At 53.7% G+C, this 24,074-nt stretch carries 14 protein-coding genes; 1 reads left to right on the top strand and 13 read right to left on the bottom strand.

Translation table 11 applies throughout. From position 1 onward, the window contains the following. Positions 1 to 20 precede the first annotated feature (20 nt). The 8 genes from C8275_RS12350 to C8275_RS12385 form a co-directional block, all read right to left on the bottom strand. Positions 21 to 617 (bottom strand): DUF4112 domain-containing protein, encoded by a 597-nt coding sequence (locus tag C8275_RS12350; protein ID WP_106625372.1) that lies wholly within the window; start codon positions 615 to 617, stop codon positions 21 to 23. Then, positions 614 to 2,716, bottom strand: coding sequence for a hypothetical protein (locus C8275_RS12355; RefSeq protein WP_106625373.1), 2,103 nt, complete (start codon positions 2,714 to 2,716; stop codon positions 614 to 616). Before C8275_RS12355 ends, C8275_RS12350 begins: the two co-directional genes overlap by 4 nt. 78 nt (positions 2,717 to 2,794) lie before the next feature. Next, positions 2,795 to 3,460, bottom strand: coding sequence for a hypothetical protein (locus C8275_RS12360; RefSeq protein ID WP_106625374.1), 666 nt, complete (start codon positions 3,458 to 3,460; stop codon positions 2,795 to 2,797). Then, positions 3,457 to 5,658, bottom strand: coding sequence for a dynamin family protein (locus C8275_RS12365; RefSeq protein WP_106625375.1), 2,202 nt, complete (start codon positions 5,656 to 5,658; stop codon positions 3,457 to 3,459). Before C8275_RS12365 ends, C8275_RS12360 begins: the two co-directional genes overlap by 4 nt. 11 nt (positions 5,659 to 5,669) lie before the next feature. Further along, positions 5,670 to 7,691, bottom strand: coding sequence for a dynamin family protein (locus tag C8275_RS12370; RefSeq protein WP_106625376.1), 2,022 nt, complete (start codon positions 7,689 to 7,691; stop codon positions 5,670 to 5,672). Positions 7,692 to 7,877: 186 nt separating this feature from the next. Next, positions 7,878 to 9,581: a dynamin family protein gene (locus C8275_RS12375; protein ID WP_106625377.1), complete on the bottom strand. Its 1,704-nt coding sequence runs from the start codon at positions 9,579 to 9,581 to the stop codon at positions 7,878 to 7,880. A gap of 15 nt (positions 9,582 to 9,596) precedes the next feature. After that, positions 9,597 to 9,827, bottom strand: coding sequence for a hypothetical protein (locus C8275_RS12380; RefSeq protein WP_106625378.1), 231 nt, complete (start codon positions 9,825 to 9,827; stop codon positions 9,597 to 9,599). A gap of 4 nt (positions 9,828 to 9,831) precedes the next feature. Then, positions 9,832 to 10,191 carry a C2H2-type zinc finger protein gene (locus C8275_RS12385; RefSeq protein WP_234395767.1) on the bottom strand — a complete coding sequence of 120 codons (360 nt, stop codon included), beginning with the start codon at positions 10,189 to 10,191 and terminating at the stop codon, positions 9,832 to 9,834. 403 nt (positions 10,192 to 10,594) lie between these two features. On the opposite strand from C8275_RS12385, the gene C8275_RS12390 reads away from it, so the two are divergent. Then, entirely contained in the window at positions 10,595 to 13,099 is a 2,505-nt protein-coding gene (locus C8275_RS12390) for an endonuclease MutS2 (RefSeq protein ID WP_106625379.1), read from the top strand. An 87-nt stretch (positions 13,100 to 13,186) separates the two neighbouring features. Here C8275_RS12390 and C8275_RS12395 read toward each other — a convergent pair whose 3' ends face one another. The 5 genes from C8275_RS12395 to C8275_RS12420 all read right to left on the bottom strand — a co-directional run bounded on the left by C8275_RS12395 (position 13,187) and on the right by C8275_RS12420 (position 24,023). Next, entirely contained in the window at positions 13,187 to 15,205 is a 2,019-nt protein-coding gene (locus C8275_RS12395; RefSeq protein ID WP_106625380.1) for an alpha-glucuronidase, read from the bottom strand. Further along, positions 15,202 to 16,176, bottom strand: a complete 975-nt coding sequence (locus C8275_RS12400; protein WP_106625381.1) for a glycoside hydrolase family 43 protein — start codon at positions 16,174 to 16,176, stop codon at positions 15,202 to 15,204. Before C8275_RS12400 ends, C8275_RS12395 begins: the two co-directional genes overlap by 4 nt. Before the next feature lie 13 nt (positions 16,177 to 16,189). After that, positions 16,190 to 17,329: an endo-1,4-beta-xylanase gene (locus C8275_RS12405; protein WP_106625382.1), complete on the bottom strand. Its 1,140-nt coding sequence runs from the start codon at positions 17,327 to 17,329 to the stop codon at positions 16,190 to 16,192. Positions 17,330 to 17,387: 58 nt separating this feature from the next. Next, positions 17,388 to 18,881 (bottom strand): MFS transporter, encoded by a 1,494-nt coding sequence (locus C8275_RS12410; RefSeq protein WP_106625383.1) that lies wholly within the window; start codon positions 18,879 to 18,881, stop codon positions 17,388 to 17,390. 1,152 nt (positions 18,882 to 20,033) lie between these two features. Further along, positions 20,034 to 24,023 carry a two-component regulator propeller domain-containing protein gene (locus C8275_RS12420; RefSeq protein WP_106625385.1) on the bottom strand — a complete coding sequence of 1,330 codons (3,990 nt, stop codon included), beginning with the start codon at positions 24,021 to 24,023 and terminating at the stop codon, positions 20,034 to 20,036. Between the last annotated feature and the right edge of the window lie 51 nt (positions 24,024 to 24,074).

The raw sequence follows: 24,074 nt of genomic DNA on the forward strand, positions 1-24,074 counted from the left end.
TCTGCGCGTGGGTGCGTCCGTCAGCTGAACAAGCTGCTGAAGAAGTGGAAGGTCCAGGCGGTCGCCGCGATGGCAATGGATATCAACCAATAGATGAGGATGCAGCACACGACGATGCCCACCCCCATCCAGAAGGCTTTCCGATTGACCTCCCGGATAATCTCGCGGTCGTCCTCCACGAAGCCGACAATCAAGCGGAAGTTCTGCAGGTAGGCGCGGTTGAAGAAATCGAGGATGTTGCCGACCCAGAACGGTATCAGACCGATTGCCATGTCGCGCAGGACGTTGAAGATGACCGCCAGCGTCAGGGGCAGCGAACGTACCTTGACGGCAGCCACGTAGATGAACGGGAAGACCAGCAACGACGAGAGGGCATCGCCCAAGCCGGGAATCAACCCAATCAGCGGGTCGAGGAAGTACTTGTCCATCCAACGGGCGATGGTCTGTGTCATCTGATAGGAGGTCGACAGCTCGATGTCCATCCGCCGTTCCTCCTTGCGCCGGATGCGCTCCTGTTCTGCCTGCATGGCGCGTGCATCCTGCGCCTGTTCTTTCTCGTCGACGAGTCCCAGTTCCTGCTGGGCCTGCCGGCGGCGGTTGCTTTGCATTTCGCTCATAGCTCTATGGTTTTAGTTCCTTTCAAAAATTGTTCCCAGTCGTCGTCGGTGAACTTCAGGTCTCCCCCGGCGAGCGACAGCAGTGCCGCCTTCAGCTCGTCGGGGCTTTGGGCGGTGTTGATGCGCCGCAGGCTCTCGCGCAGCACGGCGCTGCGGTTGTCGATGTTGGCAAGGCGTGCGCGGAACTCCGTCTGCAGGCGTTCCAGCTCGCGGTCATACTCGCGGTGTGCGAGTGCGCTCGATGCCTTCATTGCCTGCAGGCGTCCCCACTCCTCGAGCAGGGAGACGGTGTTGCGGACGGCTTCGTTGCCGACGTCGGTCAGTTGCACGAGGTCCTCGTCCGTGGGGCGGGCTTCCTCGGCACCGTCTTCACTGACGAGCTGACGCATGGTGTCCGTCCCCAAGTTGACCTGTTCGCGGACGGTGTCGGCAAAGAGGCGGAGGCCCTGCTGGATGTCGGGCGGCAGCGCGGTGTCCTGCTCGCGGACGGTGACGGTGCGCGTGAGCTTCTCATCCAGCCTGCTGTTGGCGATGGAGCGTGCCAGGCGCAGCAGCCGGACGATGTCCTCGAGGTGGGCGAGCATCTTCACGCGCAGCTCCGGCGTGACACGGATGGTGTCCATCAGCTGACGGTTCAGCGTGTGGAGCTGGCGGCGTACCTCCTCGAGCTGACGGCTGTTCTCCCGGTGTTCCGCCTGCTGGCGGTTCAGTTCGTCGCCGTCGACCTTGACGTCGAGCTGCAGCTCCTCGAAGCGGGAGACGACAGGGCTGCAAGCCTGGTTCCACTCATAGAGGCTGCGGTTGTAGCTGCGCGATGCCCCTCCAAGGGTGAACAGGTTGGCGAGGAAGAAGGGTTTCTGCGGCTTGCTTGCCTTCGCCTGGTTGTATTGCGGACGCAGACTGTCGAGCAGCGCACGGCACTCCCCGAGGTGAGAGGTATAGTAGCTGATGTTCAGTTCGGCGTCGCTGACGTCCTTCTCCAGCGCTTTGCACGCTGCCAGCAGGGCGTCACGGCTGTCCTTCAGCTTCCGGACGTCGGCGTCGGCATAGAGCGCGTCGGTCAGCTGCTGCCATTCGCGGGAGAGCACCTGACGGCTGAACCGGCTGAAGGCTTCCGCCTGGGGGATATACAGTTCGTCGAGCGTCCGGTGGATGACCCACAGACGGCTGAGGTCTCCCTTGACGAGTGTGACGTCGCGCTTGACGCTGTTCTTCAGTGTGAGCAGTTCCTGCTGGAGGGCGGCAGTCTTCTGTGCGGCGTCGGTGTAGTGCGACACCATGTTGAGGGCAGCCAGCACGAGTCCAGCCTGCTTGCTGCCTCCGCTGCGGTAGGATGCGCCCGCGCGCCGCACGGACTCCTGGAAGCTGTCGGAGATGTCGCTCATGAGGAGTGCACAGCGTTCGGTCACCTTGTCGTAGTCGAGCTGCACGCGTTGCAGCATGTCGCGCAGGTCGAGCCACTGGACGGAGTCGAAGTCGAAGAGTTCGGGGGCTACCGCCTTGACGGAGTCGCCGAAGGTGTCGGTCAGTGTGAGGGCGTACTCGCGGTAGATGTCGCAGATGTAGGTGCGGAGCCGCACGAAGTCCGCCATGAGGGTCTTGATGTGCTGTTTGGCATCGTCATAGCCGGCGACCATCTGCGTGTATCCGTTGAACACGGCGGTGGCTTCGTTGCGCACCTTGACCACGCCCTGTGTTCCCACCACGGTGTTGAGGAGGCTTCCTCCGCCGGCAATCTGCACGTTCATGGCTTGGGTGACGCGCTGTTCGAGTGCGCGCAGGGCATCGTTTCCTCCGTCGAGCTGCTTGTGCAGGTAGGGGAAGAGTGCGTCGTCCTGTGTCTCGACGAGGTGTTCCACGCCATACTCGTCGACAAGCCCTCGTTTCCCGTCGTTATCGTAGAAGGCTTGCCGTATGGCCTTGTCATCGCGGAAGTTCTTGTATGCTTCCCAGACGAGCATGCCGACTTCGAACCCGTCTTTGGAGATGCCCATTTCCTGAAGGTCGAACGCAAGGTCCGCCCGTGTATAGGTTCCTCCGTTCTGCTCCAGCCGATGGGCGATGTCGCGAATCTTCTGATAAATCTTTTGTTTGTCCATGGGTATGGGTTAAATGTGTTTTGTTTGCTGCGAAGTTAGGGGTGAGGTGTGCTAAAGGGAAGCATAGGGGGAAGAAAATTACCCGCAAATGTCATACATTGCCTGATAACGTTTCAGCTGCTCCTGGTAAGCCTGCTCGATGGCACCCACATATTGATTTTCAAACTGAGCACAATAATCCTTATACGATTGAATGTTATGCTCTTTCTCAATCTGGTTCAAAGCAGACAGCACATCCATCATTGAAAATTGAATCACTGAACGACGGATAGCCAAATCCATCATTTTATCTTTTTCAGATTCCGTCAAGGATGAAGTCTGGATGGCACGCTTCAGCTCCGTACCCTGCGCCATTGAGAACTCATCCCAGGAATTTACGGCAAGCGCATGAATCTCTCCCAGTTGGGCATTCAACTTTCCGGTGAACATTGCATAGTCTATCTGTTCACTTTCCATCTTTCTGGCACCTTTGCCTTTACTCATGCCGTATATCCCAACAGCTGCGACCAATCCTCCTCCGACAGCTACGACATTGGACTTGGTTGCCAAACCAAGAATCAGCAGCAACGCCCCCACTCCAATACAAGATGGATATGCGGCAGATAATTTTGGCTTTTCAGGCACAAGTTCCGACGCCTGTTGCGGATAAGCAATCTGGCCAATCCGTGATTTCACCATGGATTGCAACTCATTCCTTTTAGAAGTCAGGGCTTCCATATAAGATTTAATTAATTCCTTGTTCATAACTTTTCTGCAATCTTTACTAATCCGTTTATTACTTTTTCCATCATGTGCAGCTCCTGTTCCTTATTCATTAACTGCTGCTCCAACTCGCATCTAAGCTGTTCAGTCTTTTTTCTCACAGAATTCATGAATTCATCTTTTTTGGTGGATAATACCGCCAATGTACTCTCACGCGCATTTCTCAGCTCCTGTGGTACCGAAGTTTCCGACATTGTCGACAGGAATTGCCTGATTTTAGTCACAACCCGTTCTTTAGCATAAGCGGCTTCCCTTTGCACAGCAACTTTCGCCTCAGCTTCTTTGCAATCATATTTCTTCGGTATACGCTCTCCTCCTTGTAACAAGGACGGCAACGCCTCGTACCCTTTCTTTATGGCACGGATATCAAGAGTCAACTTATTACTCATGGCATCAAGAGTCTCCTCCAGAATGTAGCTCAGTTCGCGTCCATCCAAATAGCCTTCCTTATCCTTCGTCTCCACCTCAGTAATAGCCTCGCCTATACCTTTTTTTATACGTTCTTTCAGCTCGTCACTTTTACTCTTCCATTCAGATTTAATCTTGTCCAGTTGCTTATCCACCGCATTACGAACGTTGTCAATCGTACCCACAATATCAACCGCATCATATTCCACCTGAATCGTTCGACTTCCCCAAAGTCTCCCTTTGCATGTGACATTGTCACTCACATGACTCATGCTCACTTTTCCAATATTACTCAGGGTAAAGTTATTGAGGCATTCCTTTACATACTGGTCAGCAATCTCATTTGCCCGATTCCGGATTGATTTCAGACTCATTTCTATCCCATTACAAACTTCATCCAAAATCCTCTTCCGTTCTTTTGCTCCATTGATATCACTCTGTTTCAACTGATTCATCCGGTTTTCCAACCGTTCTTTTTTCTCAGACAGAATCTTATGAAGCTCGGCATTTGTGTTATTGAAATAAGCATTGACCTTGTTTTGAATAATCTGCTCCTTATTTCCCTTAAACGAACCTTCCACATACTTTGCACGAATATCCTCAATTTGAGAAAGATTCATAAAGATCTCCTTGATTTCTTTAGAAGAGCTAAAGAAACTGGGATAAAAATACTTCATCTGCTTCACAACATGAGCCTCGATTTCATCCCAACGCTTTTCATCCTTTTGGGCTATTGAAAATCCGATACCGGAACTAAAATCAATGATCGGATCATCTCCTGTGTAATTGGACGTAGCCATATTGTTCCTGAATTGCTTCTTCAAAGAACGCTGGCAATACTCAATCGCACCTCCCAAATCATCCCCAAACTTCATTCCGACATCTTGTAAGACAGAATCAAACTTACTGCCGATCAATACGACAGTCCCGATACCTTGTGAACCGATTCGTTCTGAAAGGAAAGTGACATCCGTACTATCAAAGAAACGCCCGGAGTAACTCAGGAAGAAGACGCCATGACATCCCCTCAAAAAGTCACGCGTTCTCACCTCACGGGAAACAACAGGGTCATTCACTCCCGGGGTATCCACAATCTGTACACCGACCAGACGTTCATCCTTCAGTCTTATGGTCAAGCACTTCACAATGGGGGTGTATGTTCCTTCCGCACCCACATAATCTTCCAGAATGTCTTGAAGATCGGTGATATTGGAAAAGGAACGAGCCTCTATTTTCGATTGTTCTTGAATCTTACCACGCGCCATCCTGCTGCAGGACGATACTAAATCTTTTGCTGCAATCAGCGTATCATCCACCAATCCTGAACGACGAATATCCTCCTCCGTCACAGAAGGATTCTGTTCCTTCTCAGCCTTCAGGATGTCATCATATTCCTTTGCCCTGTCTTCAAAAGAATGCCATTCAGAAGAATTATAATACTCTACCTCAAACTGATTTTCATCGCCATATTGCAGGACAGTAAGACCAGCAGTCATAGGAGTCGAAGCCCGGGGGAGTACATTTTCCCCATCGAAAAAGAGAGAATTCAAAAACGAAGACTTGCCGGCTTTTACCTGACCCACGACTCCGATTTTCAAGATTCCATTCTCACTTTTTACCAGGTCAGCACCTTGACGAACCTCAAGAATTTTATCTTTCAGTTCCTTGATTGGTTTCTTCAAGACATCGCCAATACCGGCATTTTCCAACGCAGACAAGTCATTGTCCAATGAGGCAAAAATCTGCTGATAATTATCAATCGTAACCTTCATAATCGTATCTGTTATTGATATTGTGCAATCCACTTCGTAAACGTGTTCATACCTGCCAATTTGACTAATGGCTGAGACTCATAAACCAAAGATCGGTCTGCCTCGATAAGCATCTCACAGATGTCTTGATAATGGCACATGGCAGCTGTTTCCAGCGCATTATAGCCTCTCTTGTCTTTCATGGACAGGTCTGCATCATGCGTAATGAAGAATTTGACCATCTCATTATTGCCGGAACGTACAGCCCAAGTAAGCGGTGAGAATCCCCCATTATTGCAAACACTTAAATCGACCCCCTGAGAGAAACAAGACAAAAACCGTCCATAATCATCTCCACTAATCGCTGAAAAGATATTCATATCCTGTTCTCTCTCTATCTGCTGCAATTCCTCCTGATGCTGTTTCACAGCCTTTACCGCTCTATTGTATGAATCCTTCAAGGTAGCAACAAGCTGAAACCGGTATTTTCCCAGTAGTTTTACCAACTCTTCCTCTTTCTTGCGACCCTCTATCGAGGTTTGATAAACATCCTCAAATTCTTTCAGCACGTCTTTATATTTATCCAAAGAATCATCATAAAGCGTACAAATCTCATTATAAAGTTCTGTACGGAATTCTTCATCATAATATTGATAGTTAGCCTGGGAGTTACATAGCTTATTAAATTTATCAATCGCAGAACTATATCGTCTACTTAGGTCGGAAGCATCACTGAAAAAGCCAACCTTATCGGCCCATTCAGCCTCCCTGTCCAATGCCTCGCCCCAACCTTCCAGAGCCTTCTGAAAATAATCCATCCGTTTGTCCGCACAGCCCATTATCTCGTTATAATTAGACAAGATAACCTCTTCTACTGCCCCCTTACTCGCCGAGTTCTCATCCTTTTTATCTTGGTAATACTTACGCCACTCTTGTTTGTCATTAACCAGTTCTAGTCTCTTAGCTTCATAATCCTTAATCATTTCATTGGAAGCATTGATCTCATCCATCAAAAGCCTTTCAATTTCTCCGGAGTAACGGCTTAACAGGCTCATAGTACTCCCGGATTTAGTCTTCACTGCTTGGATGATTTGTGAAAAGGTTGTATTGAATGTAGCATAGAGCTGTCTAGTAACACAAGAAAAAGAAAGTATTGCCAACGGAAATTTGTCTTTATTAAATTCCTTTGCGCAAAGTTTTTCAGTATCCTGTATGATTTTCCTGACTGCTCCCACGTCTTTTTTGTCCATCTTAGTATACAAGATAACTATAGGTTTATCCTGTACCTTCTTCAGCATCTCCAAATCATTCTTGGTAATCGTTCCACTTTCCACATCAATGCACCAAAAGATGGCATCACATTTCTCCATTGCTTCAATTGCTTTTTCCCTGTCAGACTCGTTTTGCCCAACAGCATTGTTATAGCCCGGAGTATCAACAAACGTGATACCATCCAGATATTTATCTCTTACAGAAACATCTATAACAATTTTCTTTAGCACATTAGCGATGTATGTCTTTGACTTGGAAGAATGCTGGATGCAAGCTAAAACTTCATCATTCAACAAGACCAATTCATCTTTCAAGTTTTCTCCCCGGATAACCAAGCGCTTATTAGGGGAGAAGACGCAATTCAGGTATGTATTGACCACGGACACCGGCTCCACACCCGTCGGCAACAAGTCTCCGATACCTGTAAGATAATTAAGCAAAGACGACTTTCCGGCGCTATATCCTCCTGCAACTGCAATTTTCAAAGAAGAAGACATTGTACTCACCAATTCATCCTCCAAAGCGATAACCTTCCAAAAGCAATCATCTATCAAATCAGAATTCAACAAATCATAGTTATCCAAATCCGGTTTCATTTGTTTGTTAAGCAAATCATATACCGGTTGAAAGCACGGTGTCAACTCCAAATCAGTGGAAGCGGTACAAATATGAGAAATCAAATTGAGAGCCATTTGTGGATTCTCATATTTGTTCACCTTGATAATCTGAGCCGTTTGCTTTCCCATGGCTGCACCTTTCCGTTTTATTGCATCAAGTCCCATATCTAAAGAAGTTTCAGTTTTCAGTAAATAATATCCTACTAAGATTCAACGTTTTGATAATACGCTCATTGATATGCATGTTCTTTAGCCATCCTGTTCTTTTGCCTGAATCGCTATGCTTCCGAAACAAGATGGCTAAAGATACATGCCTTACCAGACGCACCACAAAGGTGAGTCCATGCACAATCAGCGTTTCAAATTCTCCAATTTATCAATGGCAACCTGCAAAGCCTTAACCTTCAAAGCTGTGCTTTCTTCATCAGCACGCTGCTCCTGTTGAACCATTTTAACACTGTCATTGAACTTTTGAGCTTCTGAATTAATCAGTTGTTCCATACTATTCATAGCCTCCCGCCGTTGTTCATCCAACATAGTGGTAACCGGCTCACGCAAAGACTCAACAATTTTAGGAACAATTTCCGACACTATCTTCTGGCGAATAAGGTCAACCTTACTTTCTCTGCTCTTTCCAAAAATCAAACGAAGCAAATCCGGAATAATGTTCAGAAGAATAGTAACTAATGGGGCGAGAATTTTACCCAAAGTACCCAATAAGGTTGACAGACCCTTATAAGCAATCAGTTTTTCCATTAGCTTATCCAAGCCCTTTTTCAAAAGGCCTTCCAAGACCTCCCTGCCTAACAGATTTCCTATAATCTCGTTGGCAGCATCCAATGCCTGATTCCCCTTATCCTGCAAGATATCATTGACTTTCAAGGAGAAATCTCTAACACTATCACCAATCACATTCTGATATTCAGAAATCTCACGTTTAAAGGAGGAGAACAATACCGGACGAATGATTGACAACAACTCAGCACTGAATGCATCCGTACTATTATTATTGCTGATAAAATGCGCCAGATGAAGGCTATTCTTTACTAAAGCCTCACGAATGTCATTCAAAACGTCATCAGCAGAGTTTTCCAAAGATTGTGCTCCAGCAGCTTTCGCTCTCAGGCTTTCAAGAGTTTTCTCACGTTCTGCTCCCAATGCTGCAATCTTGCTTTGGAAATCCTTCTTATCAGAACATGCAAGTTTAATCTGCAACTGCAAATCTTCGATTATTTCATCAATAAATCCGCAAACCAGTTCTGAATACTTTTGGGTTATGAAGGTCTCGGCATCCAAGTTATCCAATAGTCTCAGCACATCATCATACTGCTTTGTTACAGAAGACACTGTTCCGACAACAGCATCAGGACCAATGATACGTTGAGCTATATCCTCAACATTCTTTACGATAGTGGGTACCTCGGATTCGGGCTTCCCCTCAACTTTTGAAAGGAAGATGGAACATTTCAAACCGTACTTCTTCAATTCATCAATGAATCGAAGCGTAGATCTCGACAACGTACCTTGCTCTATCTCTGACAGAAGAATGAAATAAGAACCTTCCTGAATATAGCTGAGAATAGCATTGTTATGTGCCTCTATTCCGGAATTGATTCCCGGCATGTCAACAAGAACAATTCCCCGGTCGTTCAACCTCTTCAGAAAATCATTCTTCAGATACACATAAACAACATCTCCAGGAACAGCCTTTAAAGCTCCTATTTGTGACAAAGGTGCAGTCCCCTGCTTTTCTCCCTTATGATAAATTTGAAGATATTCCTCTTCTGAATAGTACAATTCATAAGCGACTGCAGTAGTCGGAACGATATCCGTCGGCAGGAGGTTTATTCCCATCATCGTATTCAACAATGAACTTTTACCGGCATTAAAATCTCCGACAAAAGGAACTTTGATGAAACGATTCGAAGCCAAATCATTCAATAGCCCTTTCTGCTCTTCTTCCAAACGGTGCATCAGAGCATCCGACTTGATATACTCCCTAGCTATTTCAGTAGCTTGGCTGATTCTTTCTGTGTAAAATTTAGTTCTTTCCATGGTGAGTTTATTTAATCATTTTATTCCTTTTCTCATTTCCTTTTCTCTTTCTTCCATCCCTTCCCAAATCCCCCGGTACACCCATTCATGGAGTCTGCCCAGCCATCCTGCGGGGCGTGTACGTATGCTGCCGCAATGCGGGCAACGTTGGGGCATGGTGTAGAAGGTAGCGGCATACTCGATGTCCAGACCGGGGAACTTCTTGCCGCAATGGGTACACTTGAATTGGGTTATTCCGCGTAACATAACCTTACAATGCCGGGGAATGATGCCCCTTGTTCTTCCCCTTGGGATGGTGCACACACTGGCCACCGGTCATGACCTGGATGCTGGGGAACTTCTTGCCACAATATTTACACGTGTATTCACTCTTTTCCGTCCCTTCGTAGAGCTTGTGACGTCCCTTGTTCGGTCCGTCGGGGTGACGGACGCAGGTGGCGGAAGTCAACTGACGGACACTGGCGAACTTCTTGCCGCAGTATTCGCAATAACAGGTGGGGGTTGATGAAGACATGGCCACTCCTTTCCCGGGCAGCATGCCCGACGTGAAGAGCAGGTACAGACCGAAGGCTGCAACGCTCATGGATAAGATAGATACTCGGTTTTTCATGCGTTCTTCCGTTTTTTTGGGTTATCATTCGGCATCGGTTTTTCAAAGTTATTTGTCTCGTGTACCACTGCCAAATTATTTTAGGTTCAAGTAGGTTCACAAATGAAAGATTTTTTTAGCCCTCCGACAACGAGGATTTTTAGCCCATTGACTGATGCAAAGAAAAGGGCACCCTGTGCCAAAGCGTTGCACGGCTCGGATTTTTTTTCACACGGGACAAAGGGGCGTGTGGGGCGATTCATTTGACCGTTTGACGAATGACACAGCGGGGCATCCCCCCGGACAGGAATCTGAAAGGAAAATTTGTCCGTCAACGGCAAAGCCGTTAATTTTGCACCGCTTCTCAGGTGACGGGAAGAGGTCCCGTCGGCTGATGCATGCCTCAACTATACCTTATATATATATGATCTATCCACAGAACTTTGAACAGAAGATAGGCTTTGACCAGATACGCGGACTGCTGAAAGGGCAGTGCCTCAGTTCGCTGGGACAGGAACGTGTCGACGCCCTTGCATTCTCCGACCGTCGGGAGGACATCGGACGCCGGCTGGAAGAGACCGCCGAGTTCGTCCGCATCATTCAGGAGGAAGACAGCTTCCCCGACCAATATTTCTTCGACGTGCGTCCCTCGCTGCGCCGCATCCGCGTGGAAGGGCTCTACCTCGACGAGCAGGAGGTGTTCGACCTGCGCCGCTCGCTGGAGACCATCCACGGCATCGTCCGCTTCCTGCACTGGGAAGAGGAGGAGACGGGCGACTACCCCTACCCTGCCCTGCAGGCACTGGCAGGCGACGTGGCGGTGTTCCCCCAGCTCATCGGCGCCATCGACCGCATCCTGGACAACTACGGGAAAATCAAGGACTCTGCGTCCGCTGAGCTGCTGCGCATCCGTCGGGAGATACTCTCCACCACGAGCGGCATCTCGCGCAGCCTCAACGCCATCCTCCGTTCGGCACAGTCGGAAGGTTATGTGGACAAGGACGTGGCACCCACCATGCGCGACGGCCGTCTGGTCATCCCCGTGGCTCCGGGCATGAAACGCAAGATACGCGGCATCGTGCACGATGAGTCCGCCACGGGCAAGACGGTCTTCATCGAACCGGCGGAAGTGGTGGAGGCGAACAACCGCATCCGCGAGCTGGAAGGGGAGGAACGGCGCGAGGTCATCCGCATCCTGACGGAGTTCTCTGCCACGGTGCGTCCGCTGATACCGGACATCCTGCGCTCCTACGAGTTCCTGGCGGAAATAGACTTCATCCGTGCAAAGGCACGCTTTGCCATCCGCACGCACTCCATCAAGCCCCTGCTGGAGGACCGTCCGCTCATCGACTGGGCAACGGCGGTGCACCCCCTGCTGCAACTGTCGCTGGAGAAGCACGGCAAGAAGGTGGTTCCGCTGGACATCGAGCTGGACGAGAAACAGCGCATCCTCATCATCTCGGGTCCGAACGCCGGCGGCAAGTCGGTGTGCCTGAAGACGGTGGGACTGCTGCAATACATGTTGCAATGCGGACTGCTCATCCCGCTGCACGAGCGTAGCCGGACGGGCATCTTCGGTAGCATCTTCATCGACATCGGCGACGAGCAGAGCATCGAGAACGACCTGAGCACCTACTCCTCCCACCTGCTCAACATGAAGCAGACCATGAAGCACTGCGACGGACGGAGCCTCATCCTCATCGACGAGTTCGGCAGCGGCACGGAACCGCAGATAGGCGGCGCCATGGCGGAAGCAGTGCTGAAGCGGTTCAACGACCGGAAGGCGTTCGGCGTCATCACCACGCACTACCAGAACCTGAAGCACTTTGCGGATGCCCACGAAGGGGTGGTCAACGGGGCGATGCTCTATGACCGCCACCACATGCAGGCACTCTTCCAGCTCCAGATAGGCAACCCGGGCAGCTCGTTCGCCGTGGAGATTGCCCGCAAGATAGGCATCCCGGAGGAGGTGATTGCCGACGCGTCCGCCATCGTGGGCAGCGAGTACATCAACGCCGACAAGTATCTGCAGGACATCGTCCGCGACAAACGCTACTGGGAGACCAAGCGACAGAACATCCGCAAGCGGGAGAAGCAGATGGAGGAGACCATCGCCCGCTATGAGGCGCAGCTGAAGGAGCTGGAGGAGAGCCGCAAAGATATCCTGCGCCGGGCGAAGGAGGATGCACAGCACCTGCTGGAGGAGTCGAACGCCCGCATCGAAAACACCATCCGCACCATCAAGGAGTCGCAGGCGGAGAAGGAGAAGACACGGACTGCCCGTCAGGAACTGGACGAGTTCAAGGAGTCGGTGAAAGACATCGAGAAGCAGAAGGCGGAAGAGAAGATTGCCCGCAAGATGGAACAGCTGCTGGAGAAGCAGCGCCGGCGCGAGGAACGGAAGAAGCAACCGAAGGGGGAAACGGCACAGACGGTGGTGAAGCCACGCCCCGTGCAACCGCTGCAACCGGGCGACCCGGTACGCATCAAGGGACAGACGTCCGTGGGTGAGTTGCTGGACATCAGCGGAAAGAATGCGACGGTGGCATTCGGCATGATTAAGACGACGGTGAAGCTCGACCGCCTGGAGCGCACCGATGCTCCGGTGACAAAGACCGGACTGGAGAAGAGTTCATCGTTCGTCAGCACCAGCACGCAGGAGAGTGTATATGAGAAGAAGTTGCAGTTCAAACAGGACATCGACGTGCGCGGCATGCGTGGCGACGAGGCAATCCAGGCAGTGACCTACTTCATCGACGATGCCATCCTGCTGGGAGTAAGCCGTGTGCGTATCCTGCACGGGACGGGTACGGGCATCCTGCGCACGCTCATCCGCGACTACCTGAAGACGGTGCCCGGCGTACGTCACTTCCAGGACGAACATGTGCAGTTCGGCGGTGCCGGGATTACGGTAGTGGATTTGGAGTGAGAGCTGCGGACAGGAAATTAAAAGAATGAAGAGTGAAGAATGAGGACCCCAAACAGGCTCCTGCATTCTTCACTCTTCTTCATTTATCTAGTTTGCATTGTAACGGGGGAGCATCTCTTTGGTGGGACACTCGTAGTTGGAGATGGGGAGCTGCACCTTCCGCAGGTCCTTCAGCTTGAAGTGCGTCTTCTCGATGTCTTTCGGAAGCTTCCGCTTGGAGAAGGTCTGGAAGTAGAGCAGGCAGGCGTCCTTCCACCACACGGCGTCGTGCGCCTGAATGTCAAACTTCTCCGCGATACGGTCGTAACGCTCGGCATCGACGTAAGGCTTCATCCGGGTCCACACGTCGCAGAAGCCGCGGGCAGCCTTCACACCGTCATCGTACTTGTGGCAAAGCTCGTCCCAGAACGTGCGTCCGCTCTTCATCCTGTAGTCCCAGGGAACGTGATGGAACCAGAGGAGGTACTTCTCCGGACAAGTCGACAGGTCGCCGTAGAGACGGCACAGGGAGTCGGGGTATTGCGCTACGGCATTCGAACCGCGGCTCGTGCGGTCGAAACCCAATCCTTCCTTATCCGCACGGTGATAGTACGGCGGCATCCAGTCGCGGCGTGCACCCGGCACATCGTACCACGGTTCGGGACCGTAATGGTGGTTGCCGGCAAAGATATGGTGCAAGCCCAGCGGCATCATGTAGTCAACCACGACCTCACGGCTGTCGAGCATCACCTGCTTCATAGCATCCACGAATGCCGGTTCATCCGTGAACGTCTGCTTCAGCCACTCGTCCGCCATCTGTGCGGGGGTCAGCGAGGGGTTCCACGCCATACGTCCGAAGGCATACCAGTTGGACTGGGCAAGGTCGTGCCCGCACCAGTTGACGTCGTCGCCCACATTGCTCACGGCACATACGGCACGCAGGGAACGCGGACAGACGTCCTCGAAGAACTCCGTCCACATGGGCGGCAGGTAAGCCAGGTGGTTGGAGTGCCCCAGGTACTCCTGCGTGAGCTGGAACTCCACCATCAGGTCGGTGTGCTTCATCGCCGTGAACAGCGGACTGTAGGGTTCGCGCGGCTGGAAGTCCACCGGTCCGTTCTTCACCTGCACGATGACATTGTCCATGAACTGTCCGTCGAGCGGCAGGAATTCATTGTACGCCTGCTTGGCACGGTCATCGCTGGAGGGAGCATAGACGAAGGCACGCCACATGACGATGCCTCCGTAGGGCTTCAGCGCCGTAGCCAGCATGTTGGCTCCTTCGGCATGTGTGCGGTGATAGTCACAGGGACCGGGCTGCCCTTCCGAGTTCGCCTTCACCAGGAAGCCGCCGAAGTCGGGGATGAGGGCATAAATCTCACTCACCTTCTGCTTCCACCATGCCTGTACGCCGGCATCAAGCGGGTCGGCAGTCTCCAGTCCGCCCAGGCCCATCGGCGAAGCGAAGTTCACCGACAGGTAGACCTTCACTCCGTAGGGACGGAAGATGTCGGCGAGCACCTTCACCTTCTTCAGGTAGTCCGTCGCCAGCATCTTGGGCGAAGCATTCACGTTGTTCAGCACGGCTCCGTTGATACCCACCGACGCGTTTGCCCGGGCGTATGCCTCGTAGCGGGGTGAGACGGCGGGCAGTTCCTCCCATTTCCACAGAGAGTGTCCGGCATAACCCCGTTCGATGGTCCCGTCGAGGTTGTCCCAGTGGTCGAGGATGCGGAGGTCGTATGCCGGACGTTCGGTGACATCCAGCTGCGAGCAGTCCGCCCCGGTGGCTTGCAGACGCAGGAGGTGATAAGCTCCGTAGAGCAACCCCTTCTCGCCCGACGCACCGATGACGATGCGTCCGTCGCGGCTGCGGAGGGTGTAGCCTTCCGGTCCCAGGGCGCGGTGGTCGGCATCCGCCATGAGCTGCAACGCCACGGGCACGCCTTTCCAACAGGTCTTCAGTTCACGTACGGCAACCTCAGTTACGGGCGTGTGCAAGAGGCAGTCGACCTGCGCCCCGCTCCCCGCTTCCTGACGAAGCCACAGCCTGCTGCCGTCTTCCGCCCACACCGTGAACGTCAGGCAGCAGCAAGCCAGGAGGGTCAAGAGGCTGCGCAGCTTCATTCGGCACCTCCGTCGATGGTGATAATCTTGCCGTCGGCATCATACTCCAGCTCAACGACCTTCAGGCTGCGGAGCCAGGTCTTCCCGTTGGAAGGTACACAGTCGTGGTGGAACAGATACCACTTGCCCTTGTACTCCACGATGGAGTGGTGGGTGGTCCAGCCTACGACCGGAGTCAGGATGACACCCTGATAGGTGAACGGTCCGTAAGGATTGTCACCGGTGGCATAGCACAGGAAGTGGGTGTCGCCGGTCGAATAGGAGAAGTAATACTTGCCGTTGTACTTGTGCATCCACGATGCCTCGAAGAAACGGTGGGGGTCAGAGGCGGTCAGCGGCTTGCCGTCGGCATCGACCACAACGACCGGTTTGGGTTCCTCGGCAAACTCCAGCATGTCGTCTGCCAGACGCACCACACGTCCGGGCAATGCCGGCTCGTCTCCTTCGGGAAGCGAGGGATGCTCGACAGCCTTGTTGTCGCGGTAGCGTTGGAGCTGTCCGCCCCAGATGCCGCCGAAGTACATATAGTAGGAGCCGTCGTCGTCACGGAACACGGCGGGGTCGATGCTGTAGCTGCCCTTTATGGGGTCCGGCTGCGGAGTGAACGGTCCTTCAGGACGGTCGGAGATTGCCACGCCCATGTGGAAGACATCGTTGCGGTCCTTCATCGGGAAGTACATATAGTACTTGCCATCCTTGAAAGCCACGTCGCAGTCCCACAGCTGGCGTCCTGCCCAGGGCACATCCTCCACACGCAGCACCACGCCGTGGTCGGTCACCTCGCCGTGCATCACGTCGTCGGTCGAGAACACGTGGTAGTCCTTCATGTTGAAGTGGTCGCCGTTGTCATTCTCAGGCACACCGCTCTCCCAGTCATGGGACGGATAGATATAGACTTTGCCATTAAAGACATGTACCGAAGGGTCGGCCATGTAGTCACCCGGAACCAGGTATCTTGCTTCTTTCTTCATAGTGTTATTGGATTTAATGCGTGTTGTTTTGATTCTTCTGTGCTTCGTCAATCAGTTCCAGCACGAAGGGCTTCGGCTGGCCGTCGCGGTCAATCAGCAGCGGGTAGTCCTTACGTCCGGGGACGGGGAAGTTGTTCTTCCAGGAACCGCGGTCGGTCAGTCCCCATGCCGTGACGCGCTGGATGACGTCGGAGTGCTTCTCGAACAGTTCGAAGAATGTCTTCATGCGTGCATTCCACTTCTCCGATACGGAGTCGGGCAATGCCTCGGGATAGGGATTCAGGCGTTGCTTGAACGCGACGGTGTCGCTCACATTGGCACTCCGGCTGACGGTGGGCAGGGCACTCATGTCCCACTCGGTAATCATCACCTTCACGCCTTCGGCAGCAAACGCCTCAATGCTGCGTTCGAACTCTTCGATGTCGGGGTGGTCCATACCCATGTGTCCCTGCATGCCGACAGCATCGATGCGCAAGCCTCTCTCCTTCAGCTGACGGATGAGCTTCACCACACCGTCGCGACGTCCCGGCACGTTCATGCCGTAGTCGTTGTAATACAGCTCTGCATCGGGGTCTGCCTCGTGGGCATACTGGAAAGCCAGGGGAATGAACTCTTCGCCCAATATCTCGTAGAAGGGGCTCTTGCGGTAGGAGCCGTCTTCGAGGATGGCTTCGTTGACCACGTCGTAACCTTTGATTTTGCCTTTATAGTGGGTCAGGATGGTGGTGATGTGGTCCTTCATGCGCTGCTTCAGCACTTCGGGAGTGACGGGCTTGCCGTCCTTGTCCACACAGAACCACTTCGCCAGCTGGCTGTGCCAGATCAGGCAGTGACCGATCATCTCCATGCCGTTCTCGTGGGCAAAGTTGACGATGGTATCGGCGGAAGCAAAGTTGTAGCGGTCTTCGGCAGGATGGATAATCATGCTCTTCATGACGTTCTCCGCCACGATGGAGTTGAAGTGCTGCTTGATCAGCTTGACGGCATTCGTATCCGTGACTTCACGGGGTGTGACTGCCACGCCCATCGTGAATTTGCCTTCTACCACGTCTTTCAACCCCGGAGGTGGAGCGGTCGCCACCGTCTGCTGCTTGCAGGAGCAAGCCAAAGAAGCCACCAGGACGGCTCCCAACATCAGTTTCATCTGTTTCATACTCATTAGTTGTTATAGGAATTCATCACACTTCTGTTTGATTCTGCGGACGAGCCGTTCACTCGTTCTCTTGCCGGCTTCTGCGTTCTGCCAGTTCAGCCTGCATCCGCTCGTTATACTGCTTCGTGATGGGATAGAAGCACAAGGCTACCACACCGACGGCAAAGGTCAATGCCGGAATCAGGCTCGACGACAGCACGATGCCGTCGATGGCGGATTCGCTCTGTACCACGCCGTGACCGGAAACGTAACCGAAGCCCGAGAGCAGGAAGCCCAGGATGGCACCACCCACACCGAGACCGGCTTTCAGGGCGAACACCACACCGGCGAAGACAAAGCCTGTGGCACGACGGTGATGCACGTATTCGGAGTGGTCAGCCACGTCGGCAATCATCGCCCAGAGCAGAGGTACGGTGGGTGCATAGGCAAGGCTCTTCAGGAAGTTCAGGGTGAACATCAGCCCGATGCTGTCGGGAGCAGGCAAGTAGAACATGGCGGTGAAGACGGCTGTGAGTGCCAGGCAGACGATGAAGGTGTTGCGCTTGCCGAAACGGCCTGCCAGGTAGTTCGACAGCAGGATGACGCCGAAGAACTGCACGATGGCTCCCACCATGTTGAACACGCCGAAGCCGACTTCATAGGCATGGTCGGGCGAGTTGAGCACCAGACCGAAGGCATTGAGGATGGCATAGCCCACCGAACCGTCGTCAGCCGGCATCACCAGTCCGAGTGAACCCAGGAAAGAGTAGAGGGCGCCACGGTCCACGTAGTTCTCGAAGTAATAGTTCATGGCACTGCCCCACATCGCCAGCGTGATGAACACGAACAGCGTCAGGATGAACATGGCACGCCAGGGCACACTGCTGAACACGTCCTTCACGTCTTCGCGGATGTTGGTCTTCTGACCGACGGGAGGCGTGATGCGCTCCTTTGCCGAGAAGAACACGACCACCAGGAAGACCAGACCGACAGCTGCAAACAGGCTGATGGTGCACAGCCAGCCGTGAGCCAGGTCTTCGCCTGCCGAGAACTTGTTCACCAACGGAAGGGTCAAGCCCTGTACAACGAACTGTCCGATGGTGGAGAAGACAAAGCGGACGGACGTGATGCTCGTGCGCTCCTTGATGTCAGCCGACATCACTCCACCCAACGAAGAATAGGGCGTGTTGTTGAACGAGTACATCGTCATCAACAAGGTATAGGAGATGGTGGCGTAGAGGGCGACGAGTCCCTTGTCCTCGATGCCGGGATTGTAGAACGCCAATATGTAGAACACCATGAAGGGCAGCGCCGTCCACAGTACCCACGGACGGTATTTGCCCCAACGGGTATTGGTACGGTCGGAAAGGATTCCTACGGTCGGGTCGACAAAGGCATCCACGATGCGGGCAACCAGCATCACCGTTCCGGCAATGGCGCCTTCGAGTCCAAACACGTCGGTGTAGAACTTGGTCTGATAAATCATCATCATCTGGAACACCAGATTAGCGGAGCAGTCGCCAAGTCCGTAACCGACTTTCTCCACCAATGATACTTTTTGGTTCTGTAACATTTTCACAGTATTAAATTGGTTTATGATTAAACGCTTGTTCACTTGCTGCATACTACAAAGGGACACTGCTCCGACCGTTCGGGTCTCTTCAGCGTCCTGTGTCCGGCATCCGGTCCCCGGAGGGAGCCTGACCGTATGCCGCCGGATGCAGGCGACGGCAACCTGATGTTCCTTCCTCCACACCCGGCGAAGGAAGCAGGCAGGACGAAACATCCTGCACGATATGAGGTTTCTAGCATACGCTACGTTTTTAGTCTGTTAAACAAAGCCTGCCGGGAAGTCCGATGTCGGACAAGACCCGGCAAGCTACCTGAAAAACCTATTACCTTTTAATACTATACTAACTATGAAGTCAGACCTCCGGATGCCGGAGAGCGGCACAAGTCCGTCTCCACTCCGACCGGAAGACCCGCCTCACGGCGACAACCAGCCAGCGCAAGCAGCCCGAAGCCTGCTTTATGTCTTTCTCATCAATTTCCATTCATAATGTTATCCTGACAATCTTCCTCCCTCTCACGGTCTACCCACTGAAAGCAATCTCTACATTCATGTAACTCTATCATCTCAGTAAGATAAACGATGAGGCGGATGCCTCGTTCGCCAGGAAGGAACCAAAGCTGTGTCTGATGCGCGGCTCCGGTCCTCCTGATACGAAACAAACACATATTACGAGCGGAAATCATGTCCATTCAGTCTTTCCATAGGGAACATTCATCCTGTTCCTTACGGAGGCAAAAGTACAAAAGGAATGGAATTCGCAAGCATTCTGGCGTTACATATCTTTCCGGGATTGTTTCATCCGCGTTTCTTCTCGTTTCTTTTTCGTTCAATCTCGTTACACCGTTCCGTTAATACTCTCCCATTCAACGACTTGAATAATGTTTACCTTTTTGTCTTCCGGACGGAAAAATGCGGATGACACACCGACGAGAACGCATCGGCGTGCGGGCAGGAAGGGGACATCCCGGGGGTATGCAGGACACAGGCGGCGGTTAGACATGACAAGACCCGGGGATAGACAGACCAAAGTATAATACTTAGCCTGCCTAAGTATTATACTTAGACCCCCTAAGTATTATACTTTGGTCCGTTCATGCCGGGCTTCGTGCACACTGAGCCCCGGCATGGACAGCATCTGTCCCGGGCAGGGACTCACTGGGAGACCTTCTCGATGTAGTCGGTCGGGGAAACGCCCCAATATTTGCGGAAGCAGGTGGAGAAGTACGTCTGGTTGGTATAGCCCACCGCATAAGCCACCTGGGCGATGTTCACCTTGTTCTCCTTGAGCAGGGTGGCGGCGTGCTTCATGCGGACGTTGCGTATCAGGTCGCTCGCGGGCAGTCCCGTCAGCTCCTTCAGCTTGCGGTGCAGCTGCACACGGCTCAGGCCGACCGCCTCGGCAAGGCTCTCCACGGAAAAGTCGGGGTTGGCGATGTTCTCCTGGATGGACCTCATCACACGCTCCATGAGGGCAGAGTCGTTCGACTTGATTTCGGGGAGCTTCACCTCGTCGCTTTCTGTCAGCCCCAGCAACTTGCCGCGCAGCTTCATGCGGTTGGTGAGCGTCGTGTATATCAGGCTCTCCAGCTCCTGCATCACGAAGGGCTTTGCCAGATAGGCATCCACCCCCGACTCCAGCCCCTGCAGGCGGTCGGACAGTTCGCTCTTCGACGAGAGCAGGATGATGGGGATGTGGCTTGTCGCGTCATTGGTCTTCAGCATCTTCACCAGGGCGTAGCCATCCATCTCGGGCATCACGACATCCGACACCACCAGGTCGGGCTGCTCCGACAGGACGAGCTGCATCGCCTCCTTGCCGTTGCCGGCGGTCACTACCTTATAGATAGGCTCCAGTTCGGTCCGGACAAAGGAGCAGACCTCCTCGTCGTCGTCCACCACCAGGACCTTGTAGGAGGTCTTGGCACGGACGGGCTTCCGGTTTTCCTCCTCCTGTCCCGTCCCTATCGCCGACAGTCCTGCCGGCTGCGGAAGCTCGAGCGAGTGGAAGTCCGGCTCCTCGGTGCACAGCTCGTCGGCACGCAGGTGGGCATTGCCCAGCGGGATGTGGATGACAAAGATGCTTCCGTGTGCGTCCTTGCGGTTCATTGCCACGATGGTCCCGTGATGCAGTTCCACCAGCAGACGTGCCAGGTTCAGCCCGATGCCGAAGCCCAGCGAATTGGTGTGCAGGGAGGAGGAAGCCTGATAGAAGCGTTCGAAGATGCGTTCCAGCTTGTTCTCGTCGATGCCCGAGCCGGTGTCCGACACGGCAATCTCGACATAATCCTTCAGGGCGCCGCTGCGCTTGGAGTCATGACCCTCGCGCAGGACAATGCGGATATCTCCGCCGTCGGGCGTGTACTTGAGGGCATTGGAAAGGATGTTGACCAGGACCTTATCAAAGTTGTTGCGGTCAATCCAGGCATAGAGTTCGTCCGCCTCGTGCTCGAAGGAGAAGGTGATGTGCTTCTTCTCCGCCTGGAACGCAAAGAGCTGGTAGAGGTCGTCGATGAAGACCACGAGGTCCGTCCGGCTGAGCGCCATCTTCATCTGCCCCTTGTCGATGCGGCGGATGTCGAGCAGCTGGTTGAGCAGGGATAGGATGCGGTTAGAGTTGCGGTACATCGCCCGGAGTGCCTTGGTGGTCGCGGCATCATGAGGCTTGCCCAGCAGTGACTCCAGCGGACTGATGATGAGGGTCATCGGCGAACGCAGCTCGTGCGCCACATTGATGAAGAAGCGCAACTTCTCCTCGCTCAGCTTCTCCTGCTGCTTGCGTCGGATGAAATAGTAGACCAGATAGAGGATTGCCAACAGCAGCAGGGCATACACCAGATAGGCCCACCCGGACAGGTACCACACCGGACGCACCTCCAGCCAGAGCGTCTTCACCGGCGAATAGGAGCCGTTGAGGCAGGCCCTCACCTCCAGCTGATAGGTCCCGGCAGGCAGGTGCATGAAGGCGATGCGATTCTCGCCCGCCAGCGTACGGCTCCACACGGGCGTCCGGTTGACGAAGCGGTATTCATAGTAAATGTTCCCGGCATTGACAAAGTCCATGGTGGAGAAGACGAGGGAGAAGATGTTGTCCTCGTGTGCCAGCTCGATGTGCTCCACGTCTTCGATGCACCGGTCCACCTTGTATTTCCGTTCGGGAGTCGTCATCTGCTTGTCCACCGGAAGGTTGCCGATGAACACGTGGGTCAGCACCACGGGATGCCGGTATGCCTCCACCGCCATGCTGACGGGCTGGAAGCTGGTCACGCCGACGCTCTGCCCGAAATAGACCCGGTCATGCACGGCGTCGTAACCGTAGAGCCCGCGCATGTACTCGGAGTTGCCCAGTTCGGAGGTGGAGAAATAGTTGATGATGGACGCCTCGCGCCCCTTCTCGCGGTGAATCCGGCTGATGCCCTTGAACGTGCTGCACCAGATGTTGCCCGCCTTGTCTTCCGCCAGTCCGCAGACCACGCCGCCCACCAGGCCTTCTTTTGCCGTATGGGCGGTGAAGGCGGCGCGAACCGGGTCATACATCCACAGCCCCTTGTTCGTCCCAATCCAGATGTTCCCCTGACGGTCCTCCAGCAGTGAGTAGCAGATGCATCCGCCCAGAACCGAATCGCCCGGCAGCGTCACATAGCTGCGGCTGCCCATGTCATAACAGTCTATGCCCTGGTAATGTCCTATCCACAGCTTGTTGCCCCGCCCGCGCATCATCACGTTGACCCAACGGTTCTTCAACGCGGGGTCGATGTCCGCCTGCTGTCCGTCGGCAGGAGTCAGCGAACGGTCGCCGATGGCAAAGCAGTTCACGCCGTAGCCGAAGTCGGCTACATATAAATAGTGTCCCGACTCGTCGGTCACCAGACTCTTGATGCGCCGGAACGACTCCTTGAACACCGGTGTAGCCGTTCCCCGACGGAGGTCCACCTCCAGCAATCCGTGTCCGTAGGTCCCCACCCAGAAGGTATGGTCGTCCTTACGGCACGCCGAGATGACCGTCTCCTTCATCGGGCACCGGAGCGTGAACCGCCCCTGTTCGTCAAACGAGCCGAAGCCTGCGGGGCTGACTCCGCCCCAGACCGTCCCGTCGCGGTCAACATACAGCCCGGACAGCGACTTGCCCTCCGGCACCGCCCAGCTGACGAAGTGGTCCGACTTATGGGGTATCTGGAGCAGACCGCTCTGGAAGCAGCCTATCCAGACGTTCTTGTCACGGTCCTCGCAGAAGCATACGGCATTGGCCTCGGGCAGGTAGAGCCAGGGATTGTCCACGTCGACGGACTCCAGCCTCCCTTCTTCCCGGTTGACCCGGTAGAAGCCCCGTCCGTAGGTCGCCACGTACACCTCGCCGTCAGACAACCTGTCGATGGCATGAATCTGGTAGCCGTCAGACTGACGTCCGCCCAACGGCACAAACTCCTTTCCGCCGGGAGCCAACAGGTAGACCCAGCCTCCGGCAGCCACCAGGATGGTCCCGTCGGCAGCCTCGGTCACGGCAGAAGCATTGTTATGGATGAACAGTCCTTCAGGCAGACGCTTCCACTGACCGTCCGTGTCCTTCTTAAGGGCAATCAGTCCGTTCTTCGACGTGGCAAGCCAGAGCCTGCCCCCAGCATCCTCAAACATGCGGTTGATGCCGGCAGGAGAACCGGCAGCCTGGTTCAGCGCCTCGTAACGTGAAAGCTCCCGGGTGTCTTCATCCAGCACCCCGACACCGTAGCCCGATGTTGCCACCAGCAGTTCGCCCGAACGCAGGGACAAGACATCCTGGATGCTGGGATAGACCACATCGTGGAAGGGGATGCTCTCGAAGCAGTTATACACCGGGTCGTAGCGTTGCAGGCCGACGTTCGTCCCCACCCACAGACGGTGCTGGCGGTCCTCGCAGAGTGACAGTACATTGTCGTCCATCAGCGACGAGGGGTCGGACGCATCGTTGTAATAGCCTTCGAAGGTCATCCCGTCATAACGGTTCAACCCGTATCCGGTAGCTATCCACAGGTATCCCCGGGAGTCTTGAAGCATGTCGGTGAAGAGGCTGCACGACAGTTTGTCGGAGCCGTAGAAGCGGATATCGCCCGCCAACGCGGGGCATAAGGAGAGCAGGATGACAAACAGGAAGGCGAGGAGTTGTTTCATAGTTCGCTTGCAAGGTTTGAATGAGATGCTGCAATATTAAACATTTTTCGC

It is taken from the genome of Bacteroides sp. Marseille-P3684 (assembly GCF_900291465.1).
Lineage (GTDB): Bacteria > Bacteroidota > Bacteroidia > Bacteroidales > Bacteroidaceae > Phocaeicola_A.

Coding starts and splice junctions, on each gene's coding strand:
- C8275_RS12385 (WP_234395767.1), bottom strand. CDS start 10,191: ATGAAAAACCGAGTATCTATCTTATCCATGAGCGTTGCAGCCTTCGGT.
- C8275_RS12400 (WP_106625381.1), bottom strand. CDS start 16,176: ATGAAGAAAGAAGCAAGATACCTGGTTCCGGGTGACTACATGGCCGAC.
- C8275_RS12405 (WP_106625382.1), bottom strand. CDS start 17,329: ATGAAACAGATGAAACTGATGTTGGGAGCCGTCCTGGTGGCTTCTTTG.
- C8275_RS12355 (WP_106625373.1), bottom strand. CDS start 2,716: ATGGACAAACAAAAGATTTATCAGAAGATTCGCGACATCGCCCATCGG.
- C8275_RS12365 (WP_106625375.1), bottom strand. CDS start 5,658: ATGAAGGTTACGATTGATAATTATCAGCAGATTTTTGCCTCATTGGAC.
- C8275_RS12360 (WP_106625374.1), bottom strand. CDS start 3,460: ATGAACAAGGAATTAATTAAATCTTATATGGAAGCCCTGACTTCTAAA.
- C8275_RS12375 (WP_106625377.1), bottom strand. CDS start 9,581: ATGGAAAGAACTAAATTTTACACAGAAAGAATCAGCCAAGCTACTGAA.
- C8275_RS12390 (WP_106625379.1), top strand. CDS start 10,595: ATGATCTATCCACAGAACTTTGAACAGAAGATAGGCTTTGACCAGATA.
- C8275_RS12410 (WP_106625383.1), bottom strand. CDS start 18,881: ATGTTACAGAACCAAAAAGTATCATTGGTGGAGAAAGTCGGTTACGGA.
- C8275_RS12380 (WP_106625378.1), bottom strand. CDS start 9,827: ATGTTACGCGGAATAACCCAATTCAAGTGTACCCATTGCGGCAAGAAG.
- C8275_RS12370 (WP_106625376.1), bottom strand. CDS start 7,691: ATGGGACTTGATGCAATAAAACGGAAAGGTGCAGCCATGGGAAAGCAA.
- C8275_RS12350 (WP_106625372.1), bottom strand. CDS start 617: ATGAGCGAAATGCAAAGCAACCGCCGCCGGCAGGCCCAGCAGGAACTG.
- C8275_RS12395 (WP_106625380.1), bottom strand. CDS start 15,205: ATGAAGCTGCGCAGCCTCTTGACCCTCCTGGCTTGCTGCTGCCTGACG.
- C8275_RS12420 (WP_106625385.1), bottom strand. CDS start 24,023: ATGAAACAACTCCTCGCCTTCCTGTTTGTCATCCTGCTCTCCTTATGC.